Annotated in this window: 29 protein-coding genes; 6 read left to right on the top strand and 23 right to left on the bottom strand. The window is 65.2% G+C overall.

Features of this window, described 5'->3' with window-relative positions:
• The first annotated feature begins 56 nt into the window (after positions 1 to 56).
• Positions 57 to 602 (top strand): RNA 2',3'-cyclic phosphodiesterase, encoded by a 546-nt coding sequence (gene thpR, locus ACYU81_RS10985; protein ID WP_460987650.1) that lies wholly within the window; start codon positions 57 to 59, stop codon positions 600 to 602.
• Between the two features lie 21 nt (positions 603 to 623).
• Here thpR and ACYU81_RS10980 read toward each other — a convergent pair whose 3' ends face one another.
• From ACYU81_RS10980 to ACYU81_RS10930, 11 genes are all read right to left on the bottom strand, one after another.
• Complete coding sequence (locus tag ACYU81_RS10980; protein ID WP_460987649.1) at positions 624 to 1,172, bottom strand: superoxide dismutase family protein; 549 nt, start codon at positions 1,170 to 1,172, stop codon at positions 624 to 626.
• A 222-nt stretch (positions 1,173 to 1,394) separates the two neighbouring features.
• Positions 1,395 to 2,483 carry an OmpA family protein gene (locus ACYU81_RS10975; RefSeq protein WP_460987648.1) on the bottom strand — a complete coding sequence of 363 codons (1,089 nt, stop codon included), beginning with the start codon at positions 2,481 to 2,483 and terminating at the stop codon, positions 1,395 to 1,397.
• A gap of 178 nt (positions 2,484 to 2,661) precedes the next feature.
• Positions 2,662 to 3,165, bottom strand: a complete 504-nt coding sequence (locus ACYU81_RS10970; protein ID WP_460987647.1) for a DUF2793 domain-containing protein — start codon at positions 3,163 to 3,165, stop codon at positions 2,662 to 2,664.
• Positions 3,166 to 3,196: 31 nt separating this feature from the next.
• The gene (locus ACYU81_RS10965) at positions 3,197 to 5,392 is read right to left on the bottom strand and encodes a phage tail protein (RefSeq protein ID WP_460987646.1); all 2,196 of its coding nucleotides are present in this window, start codon (positions 5,390 to 5,392) and stop codon (positions 3,197 to 3,199) included.
• An 8-nt stretch (positions 5,393 to 5,400) separates the two neighbouring features.
• Entirely contained in the window at positions 5,401 to 5,775 is a 375-nt protein-coding gene (locus tag ACYU81_RS10960) for a peptidoglycan endopeptidase (protein WP_460988173.1), read from the bottom strand.
• A 23-nt stretch (positions 5,776 to 5,798) separates the two neighbouring features.
• Positions 5,799 to 6,614 carry a DUF2163 domain-containing protein gene (locus tag ACYU81_RS10955; RefSeq protein ID WP_460987645.1) on the bottom strand — a complete coding sequence of 272 codons (816 nt, stop codon included), beginning with the start codon at positions 6,612 to 6,614 and terminating at the stop codon, positions 5,799 to 5,801.
• On the bottom strand, positions 6,611 to 8,941 hold the full coding sequence (locus ACYU81_RS10950; RefSeq protein ID WP_460987644.1) for a DUF2460 domain-containing protein: 2,331 nt from the start codon (positions 8,939 to 8,941) through the stop codon (positions 6,611 to 6,613). Before ACYU81_RS10950 ends, ACYU81_RS10955 begins: the two co-directional genes overlap by 4 nt.
• A complete protein-coding gene (locus ACYU81_RS10945) occupies positions 8,938 to 9,489 on the bottom strand; it encodes a tail tape measure protein (RefSeq protein WP_460987643.1) in 552 nt (183 codons plus the stop codon). Before ACYU81_RS10945 ends, ACYU81_RS10950 begins: the two co-directional genes overlap by 4 nt.
• Before the next feature lie 77 nt (positions 9,490 to 9,566).
• Complete coding sequence (locus tag ACYU81_RS10940; RefSeq protein ID WP_460987642.1) at positions 9,567 to 9,761, bottom strand: phage tail assembly chaperone; 195 nt, start codon at positions 9,759 to 9,761, stop codon at positions 9,567 to 9,569.
• A complete protein-coding gene (locus ACYU81_RS10935; protein ID WP_460987641.1) occupies positions 9,758 to 10,081 on the bottom strand; it encodes a gene transfer agent family protein in 324 nt (107 codons plus the stop codon). The genes ACYU81_RS10940 and ACYU81_RS10935 overlap by 4 nt, the downstream gene beginning before the upstream one ends.
• Positions 10,078 to 10,485, bottom strand: coding sequence for a phage tail tube protein (locus tag ACYU81_RS10930; RefSeq protein ID WP_196225666.1), 408 nt, complete (start codon positions 10,483 to 10,485; stop codon positions 10,078 to 10,080). The genes ACYU81_RS10935 and ACYU81_RS10930 overlap by 4 nt, the downstream gene beginning before the upstream one ends.
• A gap of 54 nt (positions 10,486 to 10,539) precedes the next feature.
• Here ACYU81_RS10930 and ACYU81_RS10925 point away from each other — a divergent pair, with 54 nt between their 5' ends.
• Complete coding sequence (locus ACYU81_RS10925; RefSeq protein WP_460987640.1) at positions 10,540 to 10,869, top strand: hypothetical protein; 330 nt, start codon at positions 10,540 to 10,542, stop codon at positions 10,867 to 10,869.
• Positions 10,870 to 10,981: 112 nt separating this feature from the next.
• Here the strand turns inward: ACYU81_RS10925 and gp17 are convergent, their stop codons facing one another.
• From gp17 to ACYU81_RS10865, 12 genes are all read right to left on the bottom strand, one after another.
• On the bottom strand, positions 10,982 to 11,380 hold the full coding sequence (gene gp17 / locus ACYU81_RS10920) for a tail completion protein gp17 (protein ID WP_460987639.1): 399 nt from the start codon (positions 11,378 to 11,380) through the stop codon (positions 10,982 to 10,984).
• Positions 11,377 to 11,604, bottom strand: coding sequence for a hypothetical protein (locus tag ACYU81_RS10915; RefSeq protein ID WP_460987638.1), 228 nt, complete (start codon positions 11,602 to 11,604; stop codon positions 11,377 to 11,379). The genes gp17 and ACYU81_RS10915 overlap by 4 nt, the downstream gene beginning before the upstream one ends.
• The gene (locus ACYU81_RS10910) at positions 11,571 to 12,107 is read right to left on the bottom strand and encodes a head-tail connector protein (protein ID WP_460987637.1); all 537 of its coding nucleotides are present in this window, start codon (positions 12,105 to 12,107) and stop codon (positions 11,571 to 11,573) included. The genes ACYU81_RS10915 and ACYU81_RS10910 overlap by 34 nt, the downstream gene beginning before the upstream one ends.
• 103 nt (positions 12,108 to 12,210) lie before the next feature.
• Complete coding sequence (locus ACYU81_RS10905) at positions 12,211 to 13,326, bottom strand: phage major capsid protein (RefSeq protein WP_460987636.1); 1,116 nt, start codon at positions 13,324 to 13,326, stop codon at positions 12,211 to 12,213.
• Positions 13,327 to 13,453: 127 nt separating this feature from the next.
• Complete coding sequence (locus ACYU81_RS10900; protein WP_460987635.1) at positions 13,454 to 13,840, bottom strand: HK97 family phage prohead protease; 387 nt, start codon at positions 13,838 to 13,840, stop codon at positions 13,454 to 13,456.
• 65 nt (positions 13,841 to 13,905) lie between these two features.
• Positions 13,906 to 14,226: a DUF6127 family protein gene (locus tag ACYU81_RS10895; protein WP_460987634.1), complete on the bottom strand. Its 321-nt coding sequence runs from the start codon at positions 14,224 to 14,226 to the stop codon at positions 13,906 to 13,908.
• Positions 14,227 to 14,326: 100 nt separating this feature from the next.
• The gene (locus ACYU81_RS10890; RefSeq protein ID WP_460987633.1) at positions 14,327 to 15,454 is read right to left on the bottom strand and encodes a phage portal protein; all 1,128 of its coding nucleotides are present in this window, start codon (positions 15,452 to 15,454) and stop codon (positions 14,327 to 14,329) included.
• Positions 15,455 to 15,564: 110 nt separating this feature from the next.
• Positions 15,565 to 15,903 carry a hypothetical protein gene (locus ACYU81_RS10885; protein WP_460987632.1) on the bottom strand — a complete coding sequence of 113 codons (339 nt, stop codon included), beginning with the start codon at positions 15,901 to 15,903 and terminating at the stop codon, positions 15,565 to 15,567.
• A gap of 61 nt (positions 15,904 to 15,964) precedes the next feature.
• On the bottom strand, positions 15,965 to 17,320 hold the full coding sequence (locus tag ACYU81_RS10880) for a DNA-packaging protein (protein WP_460987631.1): 1,356 nt from the start codon (positions 17,318 to 17,320) through the stop codon (positions 15,965 to 15,967).
• A gap of 161 nt (positions 17,321 to 17,481) precedes the next feature.
• The gene (locus tag ACYU81_RS10875) at positions 17,482 to 18,057 is read right to left on the bottom strand and encodes a hypothetical protein (protein ID WP_460987630.1); all 576 of its coding nucleotides are present in this window, start codon (positions 18,055 to 18,057) and stop codon (positions 17,482 to 17,484) included.
• A gap of 152 nt (positions 18,058 to 18,209) precedes the next feature.
• Positions 18,210 to 18,857, bottom strand: a complete 648-nt coding sequence (locus tag ACYU81_RS10870) for a glutathione S-transferase family protein (RefSeq protein ID WP_460987629.1) — start codon at positions 18,855 to 18,857, stop codon at positions 18,210 to 18,212.
• Between the two features lie 64 nt (positions 18,858 to 18,921).
• The gene (locus tag ACYU81_RS10865) at positions 18,922 to 19,713 is read right to left on the bottom strand and encodes a hypothetical protein (RefSeq protein WP_460987628.1); all 792 of its coding nucleotides are present in this window, start codon (positions 19,711 to 19,713) and stop codon (positions 18,922 to 18,924) included.
• Positions 19,714 to 19,855: 142 nt separating this feature from the next.
• Here ACYU81_RS10865 and ACYU81_RS10860 point away from each other — a divergent pair, with 142 nt between their 5' ends.
• The 4 genes from ACYU81_RS10860 (at position 19,856) to ACYU81_RS10845 (ending at position 23,737) form a co-directional block, all read left to right on the top strand.
• A complete protein-coding gene (locus ACYU81_RS10860; protein ID WP_460987627.1) occupies positions 19,856 to 20,491 on the top strand; it encodes a YqaA family protein in 636 nt (211 codons plus the stop codon).
• A 10-nt stretch (positions 20,492 to 20,501) separates the two neighbouring features.
• The gene (gene lnt / locus ACYU81_RS10855; RefSeq protein ID WP_460987626.1) at positions 20,502 to 22,109 is read left to right on the top strand and encodes an apolipoprotein N-acyltransferase; all 1,608 of its coding nucleotides are present in this window, start codon (positions 20,502 to 20,504) and stop codon (positions 22,107 to 22,109) included.
• 60 nt (positions 22,110 to 22,169) lie between these two features.
• Complete coding sequence (gene metK, locus ACYU81_RS10850; protein ID WP_460987625.1) at positions 22,170 to 23,375, top strand: methionine adenosyltransferase; 1,206 nt, start codon at positions 22,170 to 22,172, stop codon at positions 23,373 to 23,375.
• Between the two features lie 182 nt (positions 23,376 to 23,557).
• Positions 23,558 to 23,737: a hypothetical protein gene (locus ACYU81_RS10845; protein WP_449471440.1), complete on the top strand. Its 180-nt coding sequence runs from the start codon at positions 23,558 to 23,560 to the stop codon at positions 23,735 to 23,737.
• Positions 23,738 to 23,768 lie beyond the last annotated feature (31 nt).

Here is a 23,768-nt window from a genome sequence, read left to right as displayed (position 1 = left end):
TCCACCCTTCCTCCGCTTCCGCTGACACAATTCCCCAGGCTCGCTATAATAGCCTCATGCACCGCCTCTTCGTCGCCATTCGCCCGCCGGAGCCAATCCGGGCGCGCTTATTGTCATTGATGAGCGGCATCGCTGGCGCGCGATGGCAGAGCGAGGATCAACTGCACCTGACCTTACGCTTTGTAGGAAACGCCGACCGGCACCAGGCCAACGATCTGGCCGAGGCGCTGGCAGCCGTGCGCTTCGCTCCTTTCGCAATCTCCCTGTCCGGCCTCGGACAGTTTGAGCGCAAAGGGCGAACCGACACCTTGTGGGCAGCCGTTCAACCTCGCGATGCGCTCGACCAGCTTCATCGGAAGATCGACCGCTCCTGTGTTGCGGCGGGCTTTCCGGCTGAGCAACGCGCCTATCTGCCCCACATCACTCTCGCCCGCTTCGGCCGCGACGGAGGCAGTACCGACGGGTTCCTGGCCTATAACGCCGGACTTTCCAGTCCTCCTTTTCTGGTGGACGAATTTGCCCTTTTCGAAAGCCACCTCACGCAGAATGGAGCGCATTATGAGATGGCGGCGGTATATCCTGCCGACCCGTCCGCTCTCTAAAATACGTGCCCGCGGGCGTCTTCAACCGGCGGACAATATACCACAGGCAATGCGCCCGCCTGCGTTACCCGCAGGATCGGTCTTGTTGTCATCCGCCTGAGCATGGATCACGATGGCGGCGCCATCTGCGTCCAGGACCGCATTGGCCCCACTGCGCAAGGTCGCGCCGGGGACCACGAACTCCATTCGCCCAGTCCCATCCGGTCCAGTGGTCAGGTTTGGCATGTCTCCCATATGCATGCCCGCCGGGTTATCCCGGCCATGTTGGCGCGCGGTTGGATTCCAATGGCCGCCCGCGCTGGTGAAGTCGGGCGGCGTGCATGTTCCGGTCATGTGGATATGGACCGCATGAACACCAGGCGTGAGCCCGCTTGCCCGCACATCGACATGCAGGCCGTCCGTCGCTTCCGTCACCTTGGCTTCGCCCCGAGCCGACCCGTCCGCAGCCAACAAGACAGCGCGTGCATTTAGCATCCCGGCCGACCCGGAATTCAAAGCCCCGCCATCCCCGCTCGCGCAGGCAGTCAGGCAAAGTGCGAGGGGCGCAAAGACGATTAGGGCGTTTTTCATGATCAAATGCACTCCCGGTGAAGCAATAGCTGGCGAACGCAACAAGTCGCCATTTGTTGCGCATATAGTCCACAATGCCAAGCGATCTCCCCAACGCTGACGGCCAGACGGTGGCTATGAAACCACTCGCTGGTCGATGCGCCTGATCACCGCAAAGGAAAAGGGGCCGGTCTTTCGACCAGCCCCTCAACCTTGTTCCATCCGCGAAGATGGAAATCTTGCTTACTGACCCGAACCCGGACCGTAAGTGATTTCCACGCGACGGTTCTGCAGTTCGCGAACACCGTCGGCGGTTTCGACGCGGGGGTTCGATTCACCGAACGCCTGGGTCGTGATCACGCCGTCAGGGATACCCTTCGACGAGATGTAGGCCTTGACTGCATCAGCACGGCGCTGCGACAGGCCGACGTTGTACGATGCCGAACCCGAACGATCCGCATAACCTGCCAGCATGACCTGGGCGCTGCCGCAGTTGCTGTAGGCCGAAACCGCGTTGTCCAGAATGGTCGCAGCGTCAGGCGTGACGTCCGACTTGTCCCATTCGAAGAACACGATGTACGGCCCAGGGCTGCACTCAGCGACCGGCGGAGGCGGCGGCGGAGGCGGCGGGGGCGGCGGAGGCGGGGGCGGCGGAGGCGGCGGAGGCGCAGCCGGCTCACCGAAGTTATACGCCAGACCCAGCAGAAGGCTGTGCGTGCGCAGCTTGGTGCTGACATCGCCACCGGCAACGCCCACCGCAGTGGTGTAGGCCGGAACCAGATCAATGTTGTCCTGGTTGAAGAAGCGATACTTCAGCGACACGTCAACATTGTTGGTCAGCGGATAGCGAACGCCCGCAATCGCCTGCCAGGCGAAGCCGGTGTCGCTGTCGTTGACCAGATCATTGGCCAGCTTGGCGCGCGAAACGCCAACGCCGCCACCGACGAAGCCCTGCAGGCCGTCGTCCGAACCGAAGTCAAGCAGACCGTTCAGCATGAACGAAAGGGCCGACGCGGAACCGCCGAAACCGCTGTTGTCCAGGTCAACCTTGGCACGCTTGTAACCAGCTTCGGCTTCAAGACGGAAACCGCCGAAGTCGTAACCGATGACCGCATCACCGTCCCAACCCTTGTGGTAATCGACATTTTCCAGCGTGGTGCTGGCAGTGCCAAGACCAGTCGTGGGATCGATACCGGGCGTGAAGGTGATGTCCTGATCTTCAACAATGGTAACACCGGAATCGATTCCGATATACCAGCTGTTATCACGCGCCAGGGCCGGGGTGGCCAGGGCGGAGGAGGCAAGCACAGCCGCGAGGGCAAGCTTCCGCATTTGAATTCCCCTTTCAAAAGTGTCACGAAGGACTGCTGAAACCATGTATCGGCAAGAAAGTTTCATGGCAAGTCCACAATTGGTGAAACTGTTGCTCAAATACATCACACGGCTCCAGAAGCCCCGTAGCATAAGCATTTCCGCACGCCTCTATTGTAAAAGATGGACACCCCTCAAGTCATGGTTCGATCAGTCCGTGACTGCGCATCGCATTTAAAATCGCGACCAGGGAACTTCTCGCCTCACTGTCGATGGAGCTCCCCCCCACGGGGTTGGCTATGGCCGGTTGCCGCGCCCCCGCAATCCGCTCGCCCTCGACATAGAAGCCGTCGCTGCGAGCCGCTGCATCCTGCCAATCGCTGCCGTCGAAATACATCGAGTGCCCCCGATCCACGACCCGCAGCCTCAAGCCCGCACGCGGCCCGACAAACCGCCATCCGCCTCCAGTCCAACAGGCGACCGACCCATCCTGCCCCGACCAGCTTCCTGAAGCGCCTTCCGCCACGATCCAACACTGGCCCTCATCGGGCGAAGTTGGCGGCACATCCTCGTCAGCGCTTTCCACCGCGCCATGCAGCAGCATGTCGATCCGCGCCAGCGCCTCGTTGTGAAAGACTTCCTTCTGCGCCTGCCCGGCGAAAAGCTGGGGCAATGCCCAGCGGGGCGTCGCATCGCTCGTCATGATCGAACTTCCTTTTTCCAATTGTCGGTTATCAAAGCGGCAAGACGATCCGCGCTGCCCGTCCCAGGGCGAAAGAGCCGATCTGCCGCACCTCGATCGTCAATGCGCCGCCGCCATCCGCGTCGAATGCGTCCGCGTCATATGCCCATGACGGCGATGTGGTTTCGATCCGGCGCATCAGGGTGCCATCCGCCAGCACGCGCAGTTCGTAACGCTCACTTTCCTCGCCCAGCGGCACATCCGCCCCGCTGATCCAGCGCCAGCCATTCCTGCTCCGCCGGACCCAGCTCAGATTCCATCCGCCCGCCCCGTCGGCAACGGCGCGAAGGTGAACGGGCGCCACCGGCGTCACCGCTTCCCCGCTGAGGGTCAGCTCTGCCTCCACCGGCTCCGCATCGCCAATCCCCACCGCCGAAAGCCGCAACGTGCTGCCGATCTCGCCATTGCCCAAGCCTGCAAAAGGTTCGGCAAGCCGCTCCTCCTCGATCAGCAGAAACGGCTCGCCAGCGACATGCGCATCCATAGCCCATTCGGTCCCGAACAATCCCCGCCGCAGCCCTTCCAGCCGGAAGCTCGCCGCGCCCGTCTGCACCGCGCGGGAAAATTGCAGAAGCTCCCGTCCAACCATGCAAAGATTGCGTCCCTGCGCCAAAGCCGCCTCATCCGCGTCGCCAAGCTCCATGTCCGCCGCCAGCAGCGTCACATGCAGGCTGTTGACCAGATCGATCAGCGCACAACTCCCCTGCCCCAACGCGTCGTCAGCCTCCCCCATCACGGCGCGCGGCGCAGTGCGGCCGACCGGATTGGCTTCCCCCGTATCGCTCATCACGAACAGGGCCGCGTTCCTCCACCCTTCCCCGCCACTGGCCGCCGCAGCGATCAAGGGCGCTGTGGCCGCCGCCTCCCGCAGCGGCGGAAGGTCGGTCAGCATCAATATAGTAGGTCCATGCGGCGCATCCGCCTGCCGCACGATCGCGCCGGAGGATGCTCCATCAGGCAAGACGCCTCCCGCCCCCGGCACCCGCCGCAGCGCCAACCGAACGGCCATGGCTTCCCATTCCCGTTCCTCCACCCGCCAGCGGCCCGGCATGGCCTCGACCGTCACCAGATCACCGGGCTCATGGCGCAGGGCATCCCACCCGCACCGCAGCGTCATGGCGGATCGGCCCGTCCAGTCATGACCAAGATGACGGGCCGCCAGACGGCGCGCGGCATCGCCCGACATGGTGACCGGCAGATCGATCCCGCGCTCGACCCGCCCCGCCCCCGGCCGACTGACGCGCTGCACCCCCGCCTGATAGTCACGCGCCGCATCATAATGGCGCAGCGACAGGGCCAGCGGCACCGCATCGGCGCTTTCCCCCGACTGTTCGACGGCATCGATGGCCCGCCCATTGATACGCTTGCACAAAGCGCCCGCGCCAATCTCATGCCCCGTCTCATCGCCCTCTGTGCCGGTCAGCCGTAGTCCATCTTCACCAGCAACAAAGGCAAGGTCCCATGCCTCCACCAGCGGACCAATCGCATCGATCACATCAGCTCCGCCCGCCGCAAAGCCATCGACGGCCCCGTCTGCGGCAGCAGCAAGCGCGCCACCACTCAGGTCCACGGCCACCGTCGCGATGGTTACCACCCCCTCATCCGCGTCCACCTCGAAGGTCAGCGACGGAATGCGGTTGCCAAAATCGGCAAGCTGAAGATCCTCGAACACCGCATAGGCGACGCCCCGGTGCCCCGGTGTCCGATCAACGCCCTCCGCAGAAGCGATGAGCGGATCGGCAGCCTGATCTTCGCCCCCCAAATGCAGGCGGAACGCGCTCAACCCCGACTTGAAATCCCCCGCAGCCCCGCGCAGCAGATTGCCGTCCGCCCATATGCGCCGCACCGCCCGCACCCGCCGCGCCGACAACGCAACCGCGAAACTCGCGGAATAGCTGTAGCTGGTGACGCTCGGCCGCCCCTTGCCACCGCCACTCTTGTTGCGCTTTTCCTTAAGGTCGGTCGCCCAGATCACCGATCCGGCGGCACGCATCGTGCCGAACAGCTTCGGGAGCTGCGCGCCATAGCTCGATGTCTGCAACTGCAATTCGGTCAGCCGCCTGCCCTCGCGCCCCTTGGGCTTGAACAGCACCGCCTGATCCAGGCTGCTGCCGATCAATCCGCCGATCGCACCGCCCAGCGGCCCACCGATCGCCGTGCCCAGCGCCGTCAGCACTAAAGTCGCCATGTCTGCTCCTATATCGCCCGCCAATGACCGATGACGGGCCAGGGCGAAGGCCCCGGCGTCTCGACCACGCGCCCCAGTCCCGCATGAGCATGCACATGCCCGCCGGGGACCAAAATCATCAGATGCAATTGCAACGGCCCCGGCCGCACCAGCGCCAGATCACCTGCCTCAGCCTGCTCCACCGCCCGCAAGCCCGCCCGCTCCAGCCAGTCGCGCGCCAGAGCCGCATCGCCCGACCGCAGCCCATAGCCTCGCGGCGGTGTACCCTTGTGCCCCGCCTCCGCCAGCGCCAAAGCCGCCAGCCCGACGCAATCGATGCCGCTCGTCCTGCTGCGCCCTTGCAGCCGGAAAGGCACCCCCACCAGATCGCGCGCCGCCGCCACGATCCGGTCCCCCATTGCGCCGCTCACGCGCCCGGATAGCGCGTCAGAAGGTCCGTCCCCGGCAAATAAGGCTCCCCCCTGAAGTTCACGACATTGGCGAAGCGCGTCCCGCACGTATCCAACTGCCGGTCACAACCTTCCGTCAGCAGCGCCAGCGTCCCCGCCGCCACCGCAAAACATGGCGGATCGGCCAGTGTCACCCCACTAGCCCCATTGTCCACGACGGCCTGCACCGCCCCCGCATTGGCGCCCGTCAGCCACCGCAAAGTGCCAAAGGCATAGACACCCACAGCCAACGCTGCCGCACTCACCTCGACATCATCAACAGCCGACACCGCTATGACCTTCCGCCGCCCCGCCAGATCGACCCGGCACTGCCGATCGCCCAACCGAGCCCGGCAATCGGGCGAGGTAGAGGGCGCGACCGGAGCCTTCAGCGCCGCCATCGCCCCCACCAGCTCCGCCGTGAAAGCCCCGCCCTTTCGCGCCACGCTCCCAATCTCGCCGTTCGCGAGCATCAGCCACATCTCGCCCGGCGCGTCCCACTCGGTCAGCCGCAACTCCAGCGCAGCGCCGTCCCAGCGACCCGCCATCAAATCCGCCTCATTGATCGCATCCGCAATCAAGGCGCCCTGCAAGTCGGTATCGCCCGCCTCCGCACTGATCCCGCTGCGAACGGCCGAAGGCGTCATCCCCGGCGCGGCGCGATAGCGCACATGCCCGATCTCCAGATCACGGTCATGGCTCGTCAGCCCGATCGTCACCCCATCCCGCCGCTCCAGCCGCCAGCAAAAAGCGAGCGTGGCCAGCGGCCTATCCAAAGCCTCCAACCCGCTCATTCCCGTATCTCCACCAGCGGCACCGAAGGCGCCTCGCCCGCTGCAAAGGTCGCGCGGTTAACGTCCAGCCTGTCCTCGGCAAAGCGCACCGGCACGTCGAAACGGAACCCCGCCGTCAGCAACGCGCCCACCGCCGGAGCCTCGTCGAACGCGATGACGCCCAGTCCCGCATGGCTCCACCCGCTGCTCAGCTCGACGCCATCCACCGCCACGCGAATGCTGCCCGCCACCGGCCGGGTGATCCGCCGCACCTGCGCCTCCTCACCGTCGCCATAATAGCGCTGCAACGGAAACTCCGTCCGCACGCCGTCCCCCGTCCCCAGACGCTGGTCCAGCGTGCCCGGCGCCATCCCCGGCGCACAGCTGCGATCATCATAAGGATCGGTAAAACGGAACCCCCGCGCCGCCCCACGTCGCGCCCGGAAGAATGCGATCAGCTCGACAATATCGGCCTCCGATCGCAACCCCGGCCCCGCATCGAAGGACAGCCGCGCATCCGCCCAGTCGCTGCTTCGCCGCTCATGCCCGGACGGGCTCTCCACCACCTGTGTCGAAAAAGCAGGCGACAGGCTCGCGTCCCGCCCAATGGCGATCGGAAACGCCACATCGTCAAAGGCTTGCATCTCATCATCCCCCTGAAGTCTGAAGCAGGTGAAGCCATCGCGCGCCACCTGCGGCAGCGCCCAGACAAAGGTCGCCGCCGTCCCCCGCCGCACCGCCGCCTCCGCCGCGTCAGCTATCTGCCGCCACTGCGCCGCCTGTTCGCCAAGCAACACGAAGCCCGAAAAATAATGCTGCTCATCCACCGGATAGCCGAGCCTAGCCGTCGCCACCTCGACCCCCCGAGACGTGCGCGTGGGCCGCCCCTCCGTCACCCAATCATAATCTTCCAGCTGCAACACATCGAAGGCAGGCGCAGCCCATCCCACCGGCATGTTCGCCCGCTTGGCCTCCGGCGCGAGCGGGTCGAGCACCGTCGGCAGATAGGCGAGCAAATGCGTCACCGCCCCCGGCGCCACCCCCTTAACCCAGGCACACAGCGCCGCCGTAGAGGCCGCCAGCACCGCCCCCGCCTGATCCAGCAGAGCCTTTTGCGGCCCACTCAACGTCCCCCGCACATCGCTGATAGAAACCGGGCTCCCACCAAAGGCCGCCCGCGCCGCCGTATCATAGATGCAGATCCGCCCATCGGCAGGCATCACCCACCACCATGGCTCGCCCACCTGAAACTTGATCGGAATCCCAGCAGCCAACCCAATGGAAACAAAGGCTCCCGCCACTAGCCGCAAATAGCTCATCGCCCCATCATGCGCGGGCGACAGCAAAGTCGAGGGCGGCGACCACCCCGTCAGCGCCGGATCACCATTCTCCGCCCGCTGCTTCCAGTCATTCCAGCAATGCGCGTCCAGCAACTCGTAGGAAAGCGACCAGATCACCCCTAGCCCCAGAGCCTTTGCCCGCCCCGCAAAGTCAGCATGCCAAGCCGCGCAAGGCGCGTTCAACACGCCTCCCGCCAGGCTCACATAAAAGCCACCACCCAGCGGTTCGAGCCGGAAATAATGGCTCATCCCCACATAATGATTGATGTCGCCGCGATAGCCCAGCGCATGGATCGCCTCGACAATCCGCTCAGGCGTCTGGTTGAAACAATCATCATAGCCTGTCGCCATCGACAGCCCATGTTCCGGCACCATCACATCGCCAACACTCAGCACCGACCCCGCGCCATCGCAGCGCATGGCCGACAGCTCGGCCCAGCCCTCAACCCCCGCCGCGAAAGCCGTAGCCCCAGCATCATAGCCCGGCGGCGCAAGGGAAATGAACATCCGATCCACATCACCGGCCCAAACGGGATCAGCCTCGCCCGGCAGCAGGAAGCCCCCATCCAGATCAGCAAAATTCAGAACGACCTCAGCATCTTCCGCCGATCCGCTCGCATAGTTCCACAACCGCACATACCAGGAGCGCGGACTGCCTCCCGCGTCCCGCCCCTCGATCGTCAGCGTCGGCCCATGCACCTCATCCAGCCGCTTGAGGCCGCCGCTCCTCCAGCGGAACCGCAGCACGCAATCCCGAAAATCCCGCGCCGTCTCATAGGCAAGCAGCGGATGGCTCCATTTGTCCTCCGCCTCCCAGATCAACCCCGCCAGATCGCCGGACCCATAAAAGACCGCATCCACCCGCAAAGCATCAGGCGCCGTCGTGACGACGCTCGCCATCATCGGCCGCGGAAAGTTCACCGTCCAATGCGTTGGCGCAAAACGCTTGATAAACCGCTCCTCCTGCCCCCGCCGCGCGTCCGCCAGCCAATAGCCAAGCCTACTCATCCGTTCAGCGCTCCCCTGACCGCCCGCGCCACCTGCCGCGCGCTCCGCGCCAGCATCCGCGCATTGTCGAACCCTTCGCCACGCCCCTGCACGGCGATGTTCACCCGCACATCGCGCCCACCCGCGCCACCATTCGCCATCACCTGTCCGCTAGCCGTAGGCACAAACAGTTCCGGCCCCCGCTCACCCACGACATAGGCCCGCCCCGGCGACACCGGCCCGCCAGTAGCCCGCCCCGGCAAGCCCAGCGCCGCCCCCGCCAACGTCAGCAAGGAACCACCCACGCCCCCAACACTAGCCGCGCCAGATCGCACCGCCCCCGCCGCAATCTCTTCCAACACCGACAGCGCAACCTGCTTCAGCTCCTCAAACCCAAAGCGCCCGCTCCGCACCGCGCGCAGCAACCCCTGCTCAATCCGCCGCCCCGCCCGCTCCGCGCCCGAAGCCAACGGCCCTTCCAACGCCCCCCGCATCGCTTCCACATCCCGCGAAAGCCCCTGCGTATCCGCCCGAACCCGCACCACCAGCGTCTCGATGTCCTCGTCCATGCCCCGCTCCCAAACATGTAAAAGCCCCTCCCCTTCAGGGGAGGGGTTGGGGTGGGGGCGTGCCCCACCGCAAAGCGTCAATCCGGCATCACCCCCAGCAACCGCTCCAACTCCCCCTTATCCACCCCAACCTCCGGCTCCTCCTCACCCCTCGCAGCCCGCAACACCGCCTCCAACTCCACCGGCGTCGCGCGCCAAAACTCATCCGGCCGCCACCCCAGCAACCATCCCGCGACGCCAGCCAGCCGCGCCGCCGCTTTGAAGAAGCTCATCGTCCCCCCAAAATCTGCCTGATGATTCCACTCAGCACCGGCGACAGCTTCGCCAGCCCCGCCTCAACGATCGCCTCGCCCAACCTCTCGCGCGTCAGCCCCTCGGGGGCATCAGCAAGGCAATGCCAAAACAGCGCCGCCATATCAGCAAGCGACAACTTGCCCGCAGCCGCCCTATCGACCAGCTCGAACAGCGGCCCCAACTCCTGCTCCGCCGCCACCAGAGCCGCAAAGCTCGGCCGCAGCCGCAAAGCCTCGCCAGCCACTTCCAATGCAGCCTCGCCCCTTGCGCTATTGGGCGCCTCATTCACCGCGCTCATTCCGACACCACCGGGCCGGAGCTTTCCAGGCTAAGCGCATAATTACGCTCACCATTATAATCGCCCGCGTAATCGAGCCGCGTGACCAGGAAGCGCCCGCGCATCCGCTCGCCACTTTCAAAGCTCAGCTCAAACTGCTCGATCGTCCCGGCCAGCGCATGATTGCGAATGCGCACTTCCGCCGCCGACCCGGTAAAGATCCCAGCCGCCGACACGCTGACAGACCGCACGCCCGCGCCCGACAGCAACTCGCGCCAACCACCGGAATCCTTGGACGTCACGTTGACGCCCTCGCCGTTCACCGACAGCTGCGTCGTCCGCATTCCCGCCACCGTCGCGTACGCCACAGGCGACCCGCCATCGCCCACTTTCAATAGAAACGCGCTTCCTTTTTCCACTGCCATGGAGCATTCTCCTGTAAGATAAACCGTGCCTGAATTGCGATTGGAGAGGTTCGAATGCTGTTCGCTGCTCCCCTCATGATGATGCTGGCCGCCTCGGCGCAAAACGGCGATGCCGTCGGCGCTGGCCGCAAGGCTTATTCCGAGTGCCTGTCGAAAGAGATCAGCCCCGCGCTCGACAAAAAGCTGTCGCTCGGCGACTTCCAGTCCACGCTGAAATCAAAATGCAGCGCCAAGGAAGCCGCCTTCCGCGCCGCCATCGTCGCCGACGACAAATCCACCGGCATGTCCGACAAGGACGCCCAAGCCGACGCCGACGACCAGATCGCCGAATATGTCGACAAGATCACCGGCGAGTTCGAGGATTATTCCAAACCGGGCGGTTGAAGCGTGGCACCACGACTAGCGCTATGATGCCGAACGCATATGGGTGAGTTGACACCACCCAAAAAACACCGTTCGCCCTGAGCTTGTCGAAGGGCTTCCCTTCTTCTTCGCCCTACTCAGCCCGAACCACCCGCACCCGATAATCCACCACCGCCTGCCAAGCGTCCTTCTCGCGCCCCTTCACGACGCGCGACCGGATCAACCGCACCCCGACGATCCGCCACCCCTCGGCAAACTCCAAAACGTCCATCACGCCATCAACCCGCTCCAACAGCACCGAAAGCCGCCCCGGCGTCTCCCCCGCATCATGCAGCCCGATCGTCAGCCGCAGCTCCCGCCCGTCCACATCCTTCGCGCCCCACTCGCTGGCGATACATTCACCCACCACCGCATAGGGCACGCTCGCTCGCACAGGTTGACCATCGAACAGGCCATTCAGCCCGCCCATCAACGCCGCATCACCGCCCAAAGCCGCGATCACCGCCGCCCGCACCGTAACTTCCGCACTCATCGCCCGCCCCTCACCCTCTCGCGCAGATCAAGGTCGCCCAGCCACCGCCGCAGCAACCCCCGCCCCGACAACAGCACCGCCTCCCCCTCGACCCGCGCATCCTCCACGCCCGCCGCCAGCATCGCCTCAGCCACTTGCCCACGCCGCCGCGCCGCCCGCGCCTCGACCAACCGCGCCAGCGCCGCCACCTTCATGCCAGCCGCATCCGCCGCCACGGCCGCCACAGCGCGCTCACCACCGCAGGCGGCGTCGCCACATCACCGCCACGCGCGGAAAAATGCTCCGCTGCCAGCCGCACGATCCCCTGCCGGATCGGCTCGGGCAGCCCATCCGCATCGTCGGCCACCCCCGCCCGATAATGCACCGCCAGCACCCGCTGGCCAGCCAAATGCCGCGCCCGCACCCAACCATCCCCCGCCGCATCAATATCCACCGAATAGGCATCGATAGCCAACGCTTGCCCCACGCCGTCAGGCCCCACCGCATCGACGCCCAGGATCGCCACCACGGGTGTAGCGGACAGCCGCTGCCATCCCCCATCAGCCCGCACCGTCTCCTGCGCCTCGCCAATGATCAGCCATTGCCCGACAAACTGCTCGCACAACGCCGTCGCACTTCTAAGCAACGCCTCCAGCAACCCATCCTCGCCACTGCCGCTAATCCGCAGATAATCCTTCAATTCCGCCAGCGACGCCCCCGCCAACCCAGCCTCTTCCCGCACCAGCACCAACCGCCCCTCCCTAAAAAAAGACCCTTCTCCCCCTGAGGGGGGAGAAGGATACGAAGCCTTGGCCCGAACGGGCCTAGGCGAAGTTGGATGAGGGGGGTTGTTACGAAGCCGCGAACTTCATCAGCTTGATCGCCTCCGAATTGGAAACCGCGCCGCCAATCCGCTTCACCGCATAGAAATGCACGAACGGCTTGTTGCTGAACGGATCGCGCAGGATGCTCGTCTCGCTACGCTCTGAAATCACATAGCCCGCCTGGAAATTACCAAAGGCGATCGACAGCGAACCCGCCGCGATGTCCGGCATATCCTCGGCCTCCACCACCGGATAACCCAGCAGCGTCGCAGGCTGCCCAGCGCTCAGCGAAGGCTGCCAGATAAACGCCCCGTCGCTCGTCTTCATCTTGCGAATAACGGCCAACGTCGCCGAATTCATCACGAAGCAAGCACCCTGCCGATAGGGTGCCCGCAGGCTCTGCACCAGATCGATCAGCTTGTTCTCGGGGTTGGTCGCAGCAAAAGCACCCGCGCCGCCGGAGGCCACATATTGCAGCGAGCCAAAGGCACGCACGCTGTCCGCCTCATTGGTCGTCGTATAGGTCAGGAACCCCTTGGGCTTGTTCGTGCCATTGCCATTGACGAAGGCCGCACCCTCCGCCGCCGCAAACTCGCGCGCAATCTCGCCCGCCAGCCAACCTTCGACATCGAACTGCGCATCGTCCAGCATCGCCTGAGACGCCGCCGGATTGGCGTAAAGCTCACCATAAGGCGGCACGATTTCGTTGAAGCTAGGCGTCGCCGTCTCCGCTCGAGCACCCGTCTCACTCGCCCAGCCCGACACGATGCCGCCCGACGTCACCAGCTTGCGATAGCCAGCGCTGCCGGTACGCACCACATTCGCAATCGAACGAATGGGCGAGATGCTCTTCAACGTCGCATCGATGATCTGGTCGATCTCACGCGGCACCGCATAGCCGCCCGCAGCGCCACTCGCCCCGGAAAAGCTCTTCAGCTCCACACCCGCTTCAAGCCCCTGCCGCACATAGCGCTCGACAAAAGCGGCCCGCTTGGGATCGAACGTCCCGCCCTTCACCCCATCCAGCGCAGGCCGCTGCTGCTGCACCAGCGCGCCTTTCAGCGCCGCAACCTCACCCTCCAGCGCCTCGATACGCTCACCCTGCACCACCGCATCAAAGCTCGCTTCCAACTGATCCGTCATCAACCACTCCCACAAAAAAAGCGGCCCAGATGGACCGCTCATCAAAACCTTCTCCCCCCGGGGGAGAAGGATACGAAGCCTTAGCGGCAGAGCCGCTTAGGCGAAGTTGGATGAAGGGAGAGAAGCGCTACCCCTCCACCGCAATCACCCGCGCCAAGGGCTGCATCGGGTGCGTCACCACGCTCACCTCCACCAGCTCCAGCGCCAGCAGCTCACGCGGCCCAGCTCCCCGCGCCTCCCGCACCCGATAACCAAAGGACAGCCCATCCACCGCGCGGTCCTTCAACGCCCGCGCCGCTGCCCTCCCGGCAGAAGTCCTACCCGACACCCGCCCAATTACCCGCAGCCCGCGCGCATCCTCCTCCACCCGCTCGACCGTCCCGATCGCCTCGCCCGGCAGATGCTGCCAGAGCAGCGGCACCCCCGCCGCCACGCCCGCAAAGGCCCCCGGCCGCACCACGTCGCCGCCGTGATCCACCCGATCGAACACCGCCGCGTATCCAGCGAACCGCACGTCGCACTCTCCAACCTCCGTTCGCTTCGAGCGCAGTCGAGAAGCGTCAAGCACCACCGCCCCACTCATCCCCGCACCATGCCGACTAGCCCAGCCTTCACCGCCACGCCCAGCAGCACCAACGCCATCACGATCCGCACCGCCCAGCTAACCACAGCCCCACGCGCCGCCTTCTTCGCATCGCGCCAGGCGGACAGCAGCTCGCGCAACTCCCGCACATCGCCTTCCGCGCTCCGATCACTAAGCCCCAGCCGCTCCAGCGCCCGCCCCGCGCCCAGCTCACTCGCCTCCTCGATCAGCGCGCGGATCATCACCATGTCCATCTGCCCCGGCACCGCGTCGGCCTGCGCCACCAGCCGCGCCAGCATCTCGCCATCATATTTCATGAAAATTACCCTCCTCTCCCTCTCCCCTTCAGGGGAGAGGGCAGCGAGACTTGGCGGCGATGCCGCCTAGTCGCAGCGGGAGAGGGGAACTGCCCTCTCCTCAAACCCCCAGCATCACCCTCTTCTCATCCGCCGTCAGAAAATCCGCCGCAGCCACCCGCTCCCACAAAGCCGCCCGCTCGTCCGACAAGGCAGGCACCGCATCCAGATCCGCCGCCAAGGACAAACCCGGCCACCACCCCTGCAACCCCTGCGCCAGCCCACCGCAAATCTTCGCCACCAGAGGCAGGATCGTCTGCCGCCACAGCGCCTTGTTCGCCTCCCGATAATTGGCGTAAGCATTGTCCCCCGGCAGCCCCATCAGCATCGGCGGCACCCCAAAAGCCAGCGAGATCTCCCGCGCCGCCGCCGCCTTCAGCCCCACAAAGTCCATCTCCGCAGGCGTCAGGCTCATCGCCTTCCAGTCAAGCCCGCCCTCCAGCAACATCGGCCGCCCGGCGTTGGCCGCACCGGAAAAGGCGACCTCCATCTCCCGCTTTACCCGCTCGAACTGCTCCGGGCTCATCACCGACCCGTCGCCCGGATCATAAACCATAGCCCCCGAAGGCCGCGCCGCATTGTCCAGCAGCGCCTTGTTCCACACCGTCGCCGCATTGTGGATCGCCACCGCGCCCGCCGCCGCGCCCACGCATCCCAGCCCATAATGATCATCCAAAGGATGCAGCGCCTTCAAATGCAGGATCGAAGCCCGTCCCGCCGCATCCTCGGGCAGCAACCGCGTCACGCTATCCCCCACGCGATAGAGATAAGCCGCAGGCCACCCCCGCGCATCCGCCTCCACGCTGACCCGCTCCGGCCGCAGCGCATATAGCTCGACCGGCTTGCCATCCGCGCCCATCATCACCTGCCCATAGCCATTGCCATGCAGCAGCAGATGGCTCGCCAGCGTCTCGACCAACCCCTGCCCCCCCGAACAGCGCGTCAGCAGCGACAGCACCGGCCCACGCTCCTCCTCCTCGACCCCGCTCGCCAGCAAAGCCATAGCCCCCGCGCCCTCCGACACCAGCCGCAAGGCCCGCTGCGCCACCGGATTGCCGATCACGCCGCTGCGCACCTGCGCCTCATAGGAAGCAGGCCACTCACCCAAAGCCACCGCGCCCGAACCCCAGGCACGCGCCAACACCGGCCGCGCGCCCGCACGCGCCGCCCTCGCCCCAAAAAACTTCATGAAAAGCCCCACAAACAAAAATCCTCTCCCCTTCAGGGGAGAGGATGGTGAAGGTTGGCGGCCTGCCGCCTACCGTAACCTGGAGAGGGGGAACCCCCTCGCCCGCTAGCTCAAGGATTACGCCGCAAAACCCGATCGCACTCCGCGTTAGTCCCCTCACTCTTCCCAATAACACGCCCAGCCACAGCCCCAGCCGCGCCCGCCAGCAGAGACTCACCCAAATTCCCGCCAGCCAGCGCACCCACGCCAGCACCACCAGCCGCGCCAATCACCGTCCCGCGATCACGCCCCTTCTTCGCCTGCAACAGGCAGTAACGCACATCATCCCGATCACGCGGAGCCGCCCGCGCCACCCGCGCCCGCTCCTTGCCATTGAGCGAAGCCGCCATCACCGGCGTCGCAACCAAGGTCGCGCCAGCCGCTACGATCATCATCCTGGCCAATTTCATCAGCCTCACTCCCATTAAAAATTGACTTAGGATAATACGCCGCGCTTGGGCGGCCGGTTCCTCAAACCGCCCGCACCCGCGCATCCCCCCGCCGTCCCAGCATCAACTCGGTCAAAGCCCAGACCAGCGCATCCGCCCGATCCGGCGACCGCCCCGGCCCCACATAGCCGCCCCCGGCGATCAGCCCGCACATCTCATCCTCCAGCGCCCAGAATGCCCCACGATGCCGCACCCGCCCGGCTTCATACAAAGCCGCAACCGGCTCAGCCCGCGCAGCCTTCCCCCGGCTCGCATGCACCAGCCGCACCGGCAGCGCCGCTTCCGCCGCGCGCAGCACGCTTTCCACCATCGCCCCGCCATTATTCGCCTCGGCAATCACCCGATCCGCGCCATGCACCGCCGCCGCGTCAGCAACCGCCCGCGCCCAGCTTTCCGGGCTCGCTTTCTCCACGCTCGCATCGGCAATGACATAGGCCCGGCCATCACTACCGATCCCCGCCACCACGATCCCGCAGGCATCGCCATGCGCCGACGCCGGAGGATCGACCCCGATCACCACGCGCGACAGCAGCGCCCCGCCGCCATCACCGCCCGGCACATGCGCCACGCGGCACCGCTCCAGCAGCGCCCGGTTCCACAGCGCGCCCTCAACCTCCTCGATCAGCTCGCCGTCCAATTCCTGCCGCCCCAGCCGCGTCGCGCCATAGCTCTGCTCCATCGCCGCCACGAAGCCATCGGCCAGGTTCACTACATTGTCCGCCGTCCGCCCCCGCGTCACCGCGACATCAGCGCCATCCCGCGCCACCAGCCCGCGCACCAGCGCAACCGGGCGCGGCGTCGTCGTCGCCATCACTTGAGGCGCGCCCCCCAGCCGCATCCCCATCATCATATTGTCCCAGGCCGCTTGCGCCTGCGGCCATTTCGCAATCTCGTCGGCCCATCCATGGCTGAACTGCGGCCCACGCAGCGATTCCGGGTCAGCCGCCCCAAACAGCAGCGCCATCGCCCCATTGGGCCACACCAACCGCCGCAGCGCAGGCGAAAAGACCGGCCGGTTCCACCAGGGCGCAATCGACAGCAGCCCGGACGGTCCCTCCACCATCACGCTCCGCGCCTCGCCCAAAGTCGCGCCGACCAGCGCAATCCGCGCCTGACCGTCACTCTCCGCAACCCGCCGCACCCATTCCGCTCCGGCCCGCGTCTTGCCGAACCCGCGCCCGGCCATCATCAACCAGACACGCCAGTTTCCCACCGGCGCCAGCTGTTCCGGCCGGGCGAGCCATTCCCAATCATATTCCAAAGCCTGCGCCGCCGCGCCATTCAGCCCCGCCAGCACCCGCTCCCGCGCCGCGTCGGGCAGGGCCGCCAACCTCTCGAAATCCGACATGCCACCCATCGGCTGCCCCTTTTGCGTCATATTTGGACCAGCCCCACCAACCAACACGTTCCCCTCCCGCAGGCGGGAGGGGCTAGGGGTGGGCGCGAGCAAAGCGAGCTTCTGATCTGGCCGTTGCAAGACAAATCAGATGTGGCGCGAGCCCCCCCGCCACCCGCCAGGCGGAGGGGAGATGAACCAAATCACCCATCCCCCCGCCTCTCTCGCACCCTCTCCAACGCCTCCCGCAACCGCTCGACCGCGTCCTCCCCATCAGGCCTATCAACCGCATCCGCCGCCAGCCTCTCCCCCGCCTCGCGCCGGTGCTGCACCAGCAATCGCACCCCCACCGCGTTGGGATGCCCGCGCTTCACCTTCCGGCTCTTCACCATCCCTTCGCCGTCCAGCACCACCTCTTCCTCTTCCGTGCCGAACAGCGCCTGCCGCAGCAGCAGCGCCTCCAGTTCGGCATAGCCGACGCCCAGCGCCTGCGCCCATTCCCGCGCAAAGCCGGGATCGCGCCGCTTCTGATAATAGGCGCTCGACAGGTTCTTCCCCGCCACCCGCGCTGCCTCGCTGACATTGCAAGTCGCCGCCAGCGTTTCCATGAACACCTTGCGCCGCTCGACAGTCCAGCCGTCCCGGCGCACCGCACGCATCTGCGCCCCACTACCGGCCGCGCCGCGCTGGCTCCGCTGCACGGTCAACTCCCTGTCCGGCGCATCGCTGGCCTTGCCGGAAAAGCGCCGCATCGCCTTAGCGCCACCCTCTTGCCCCATCTCCTCGCCCCTCCGCTTTTCAACGAAAAAGGGCCAGTCCTTCCGGACCAGCCCTTGCCGCGTCACCGTCCCGGCGACTCACAATTCCCAATATCGACATAACTGCCAGAACATCGTGACGATGTCAAGCATAATGTTCCATATAGGTTCGTTTAGGATGCTCGCATAGCCTCAATGCCCCTCATTTCCGCCATCAGCGCCTCGGCAAAACTCGGCCGCGCGCAGATTTTCTCTAACCATTGTTCCAGCCGGGGCCAGCGCCCGTCCTTCAGGCTGGAACTGCAATAGCCGACGTTGATCAGCGGACAGGCAACCGCAATATCGGCCAGGGTAAAGCGATCCTCCACCAGAAAGCCGCTTTCCGGAAGGATTCGCTCAACATAATCGTAAATCTTCGGAAGCTGCTCCGCCTCCGCCCGGTCTGCCGCCGCCAGATCTTGCGGCATGCCCAGCAACGGAGCAACCATGCGATTGAAGAAGATCGCGGCCCCGGCGGATTGCACGATGGTATCGCCAAACTCCTCATACCAGATCGTCCGCGCACGCGCTTTCGGCTCTGTCGGGATCAACGCAGGATCGGGCTTGATGGCATCCATATAGGTTATGATCGCGCTGCTGTCGCTGATCAGGAAATCACCATCCTGAAACGCGGGCATCTTTCCGAAAGGCGATGCCCGCTCAAAAATCTCGCCGCCCTGGCCAAAGCCGCCGGGCCTCACTTCCACCGCCAGCCCCTTCTCGGCTGCAAAGACGATAACCTTGCGCACAAAGGGCGATGGACGCGCGCCATAAATGATCATGAGAGTCTCCCTACTAATCGACGGGACACCTCATCTCATATAGGTATCGAAATGCAACCTAAATTCACATGCCCGCCCCGCCGCTGTTGGCAGGTGCTCGGCTATAGTCGATCCTGATCCGCACCCAGCTTCCGACCATCGCCTTCCCATTGACGCGCGGCGGGCGCACCAGGAACTGCCATGCCGCCAGCCGAACGGCCCGCGCAAAGCCCGACCCCTGCGGCGATTCCCCCAGCGCCTGACAATTTTCGACCCGGAAATTCTCCACCGTCTTGCACGCCACCAGCCCCCATCCACCGGCGGGCGCATTGGCGGGCATATAGCCGCCCAGTTCCGCAGGCGTTGGCCGCCGATACCATTCCGCCTCGAACAGCTGGACGCCCCCTGGCCCTTCGCCTGGCCCCGCCGCCATGCGGCTATTCCCTTGCCCGGCTGTGCCCGCGCTCTGGCTGTCATCCGTCTTGGGCATCTTGCCGATGTCCGCCGTCGCCATCTGCGCGCTGTCCAGTTGCAGGAACGGCTGCTTGGTCGGCGGCAAAGTCACGATCGGCTTTTCGACCGGCGTCACGACGGGTTTCTCGACCGGCTTGCGCGGCTTGTCGGGTTCCTTTTCCTTCTTCTCCGGCGCCGCCGCTTTTTCTTTCTTTTCAGCCCGCTCGGGGCTTTTCTCGGCTTGAGGTTCAGGCGCAGCGGCCATTTCGAACGTCACCGGATTGCGCGGATCAACCTTCTGGGGATCAAGACCCGGCGCCAATGTCAACAAGGCCAGCACCAGCAGCGCGTTCAGCCCCAGCGCAAAGATCAATCCCCCACCACGCTCGCGCACTTTCGACCATGATGGGTTGGAAATCGTCACAAAAAACCGGCCGGGCTGCTGATACGGAGAAGAGGGTGATGCCGAGCCGTTCTCACCGCGTCAACGCCTTCACGATGTTGCAACTCCGTAATGGGATGAAAGCGCTGGCCGTCCCCGGTAATCTCCGCTAGGCCCGCCTCCGATGCTCACCAAGCTTTATCAATGGACGCTGGCCAAAGCCGCCCACGCCCATGCCGAACGCTGGCTCTTCGTCATCTCCTTCATGGAGAGCAGCTTCTTCCCAATCCCCCCGCACCCGCTGCTTGGCCTTATGTGCCTTGCCCGGCCGGAACGGGCGATCCGCTTCGGCATCATCTGCACCATCGCCTCGGTATTGGGCGGCATGCTCGGCTATGCGATCGGCCATTTCCTCTATGAAGCGGTCGGACAACAAATCCTCCACGCCCTCGGCCTCGCCGCCAAATTCCCCGTCGCGGCATGCTATCTGCGGGTCTATGGCGCGGAAATCATATTGGTGAAGGGCGCAACGCCCATCCCCTTCAAGCTCATCACCATCACGGCAGGCTTCATCGGCCTGTCGCTCTTCACTTTCCTCTGGGCCAGCATCCTGTCCCGCGCCTTCCAGTTCATGCTGGTCGGCTTCCTCTTCTGGAAATTCGGCCGCCCGATAAAGGCGTTCATCGAGAAATATCTGGGCCTCCTCTCTGCGGGCTTCTTGGTCCTTGTGGTCGGCGGCTTCATCGCGGCCTCGATGCTTTCAGGCGGCGGGCACAAGAACGATAAGTGCAGCCACGCCACCATGGCCACCATCCGCTGATCCCTACCCAATGATCCAGTTCCCCGCCCGCTTCCCAAAGCTCACCGCCCTGCTCGCCGGTTTCATCGCCGCCACCGGATTTGAACCGCTCAAGCTCTGGCCCGTCACCCTCGCCTGCTTCGCGCTACTCCTCTGGCTCATCGAAACCGCCCCCACCCGCCGCGCGGCCTTCACGCGCGGCTGGCTGTTCGGCCTCGGCCACTTCACCCTCGGCCTCAACTGGATCGCCCACGCCTTCACCTTCCAGGACGCCATGCCCCACTGGTTCGGCTATGGCGCTGTCGTTCTCCTGTCCCTTTACCTCGCGGTTTATCCCGGCTTGGCAACGCTCGGCACATGGTGGCTCGCCCATAACTGCCCCTCCCGCAAGCGGGAGGGGCAGCGAGACTTGGCGGCTCTGCCGCCTAGTCGCAGCGGGGTGGGCAGCAGCGCCGCCCTCATCCTCCTCTTCGCCGCCTGCTGGATAGCCTCAGAATATCTCCGCGCCACAGCCTTCACCGGCTTCGCCTGGAACCCCTTGGGCGTCACCCTGCTCCCCACCGGCATCCCCATAGCCGCCACCCTGATCGGCACCTATGGCGTAGGCGGCCTCACCATCCTCGCCGCCGGAGCCATCCTGCTCACCGCCAAGCGTCAGTTCCGCCCCGCTGCCGCCATCGCCGCACCCCTCGCCGCCCTAGCCCTCTGGGGCCTCCTCACACCTGCGCCGCAAACCCCCGCAGGCGCGCCCCGCATCCGCGTCGTCCAACCCAACATAGGCCAGGACGAAAAATACTCGCCAGCACTGGAAGAAGCCCACTTCCGCACTCTAGCCACCCTCTCCGGCAAACCCCGCCCCGCCCCACGCCTCATCTTCTGGCCCGAAGCCGCCATCCCCGCCTATCTCGACATGGAACCGCAATGGCGCGCGCGCCTCGCCGCGCTGCTCGGCCCCGGCGACCTGCTGATGACCGGCGCAACCAAAGTCTATTTCAAGCAGGTTCAGAAAGAAGGCATCACCACCGACGCCCTCGCCGGAGCCAACAACAGCCTCTTCATCGTCTCGCCCCAAGCCAAGCTGCTCGGTCGCTATGACAAAGCGCATCTCGTCCCCTATGGCGAATATCTCCCCATGCGCGCCCTCCTCCAGCCGATCGGCCTGTCCCGCCTCGTCCCCGGAGACGCTGACTTCTGGCCCGGCCCCGGCCCGCAAAGCCTCACCCTCCCCGCCACCCTCGGTCGCCCGGAGCTCAAGATGGGCGTCCAGATCTGCTACGAAATCATCTTCTCCGGCCATGTGATCGACGCGAACAACCGCCCCGCCTTCCTCTTCAACCCCTCCAACGACGCCTGGTTCGGCAGCTGGGGGCCGGTCCAGCATCTCGCACAAGCCCGCCTGCGCGCGATCGAGGAAGGCATACCCATCATCCGCTCCACCCCCACCGGCGTGTCAGCGGTGATCGACGCGCGCGGCCACGTTCTGCGCGCCCTCGGCCTCCACCGCGCCGGCTATCTCGACGGCGCGCTGCCCCCCGCGCTGCCGCCCACGCTCTTTGCCCATTTAGGTAATTGGGCATCCCTCCTGTTCATGGCTCTGCTGGCCGGACTGGCCATTGCCATCCGTAGGGTGAAGGGCTAATAGGGGCACATAAACTTTTCTTTATGTCGCTTTCACGCCAGCTTGGCTTACGGGAGTCCCATGCGCAGCAACTATCTCTTCACCTCGGAATCCGTGTCCGAAGGCCATCCCGACAAGGTCGCGGACCAGATTTCCGACGCCATCGTCGATCTGTTCCTGTCCAAGGACCCCGAAGCCCGCATCGCCTGCGAAACGCTGACCACGACCCAGCTCGTGGTGCTGGCTGGCGAAATCCGCTGCAAGGGCGTCTATGAAAATGACCAGTGGGCTCCCGGCGCACAGGAAGAGATCGAACGCGCCGTCCGCGAAACCGTAAAGCGCATCGGCTATGAGCAGGAAGGCTTCCACTGGGAAAGCTTCCGCTTCGAAAATAACCTCCACGCCCAATCCGCGCACATCGCGCAGGGCGTCGACGCCGCCGGTAACAAGGACGAAGGCGCTGGCGACCAGGGCATCATGTTCGGCTTCGCCTGCGACGAAACGCCCGACCTCATGCCCGCCACGCTGGACTACAGCCACAAGATCCTCGCCAAGATGGCCGCAGACCGCCACTCCGGCCGCGCACCCTTCCTTGAACCGGACGCCAAGAGCCAGGTCACGCTGCGCTTCGAAAATGGCAAGCCCGCCGCCGCGACCGCCATCGTCGTCTCGACCCAGCATGCCAAGGGCTATGACGAAGGCGCCAACGAAGCGGAACTGAAGGAATATGTGAAGGGCGTCATCGCCGAAGTCCTGCCCGGCGATCTGCTTTCGAACGAAACCGTCTACCACATCAACCCCACAGGCAGCTTCGAAATCGGCGGCCCTGATGGCGACGCGGGCCTCACCGGCCGCAAGATCATCGTCGACACCTATGGCGGCGCATCGCCCCATGGCGGCGGCGCCTTCTCGGGCAAGGACCCGACCAAGGTCGATCGCTCGGCCGCCTACATCACCCGCTATCTGGCGAAGAACATCGTCGCCGCTGGCCTCGCCCGCCGCTGCACGATCCAGCTCGCCTACGCCATCGGCGTGTCCGAGCCGCTCTCGCTCTATGTCGACACCCACGGCACCGGCAGCGTCGATGATGCAAAGATCGAGGAAGCGATCAAGTCGATCAAGGAACTGGGCGGCCTCACCCCGCGCGGGATCCGCACCCATCTCGGCCTCAACAAGCCCATCTATCGCCCCACCGCCGCCTACGGCCATTTCGGCCGCAAGGCGGAAGGCGACTTCTTCCCTTGGGAACGCACCGATCTGGTCGAAAAGCTGAAGGCCGCGCTCTAAGCGCTTTACCCCGCCACAGATGAAAGAGCGGCGCGCGGGCAAAGGCCTTACGCGCCGCTTTTTCATGGGCGCAACATGACGAAAAGTTCACTAGGTTTCCGCCCAATCCCGGCACATACATGCCTTGCCGGACTTGGCCCCCTGTCGGGTCCGGCAACCCCTCCTCCCAAGGAGAACAGGCGATGACCCGGTTTTTGACCTCCGCTCTTGCCTGCCTCGCGCTCCTGGGCGCCAGCGCCACCCCCGCGCTCGCCGCCCCCTGCAAGGACGCGAAAGGCAAATTCATCAAATGCCCGCCCAAGCCGGTCGCCAAAAAAGGCCCGTGCAAGGACGCCAAGGGCCGCTTCATGAAATGCCACTGAGCTGAAGGACCGGCTTCCGGTCTTTTCTCCT

The organism is Sphingobium sp. TomTYG75, assembly GCF_054771635.1.
Note: the sequence above shows the minus strand (reverse complement) of the source record. Positions and strands in the feature narration are given on the sequence as shown.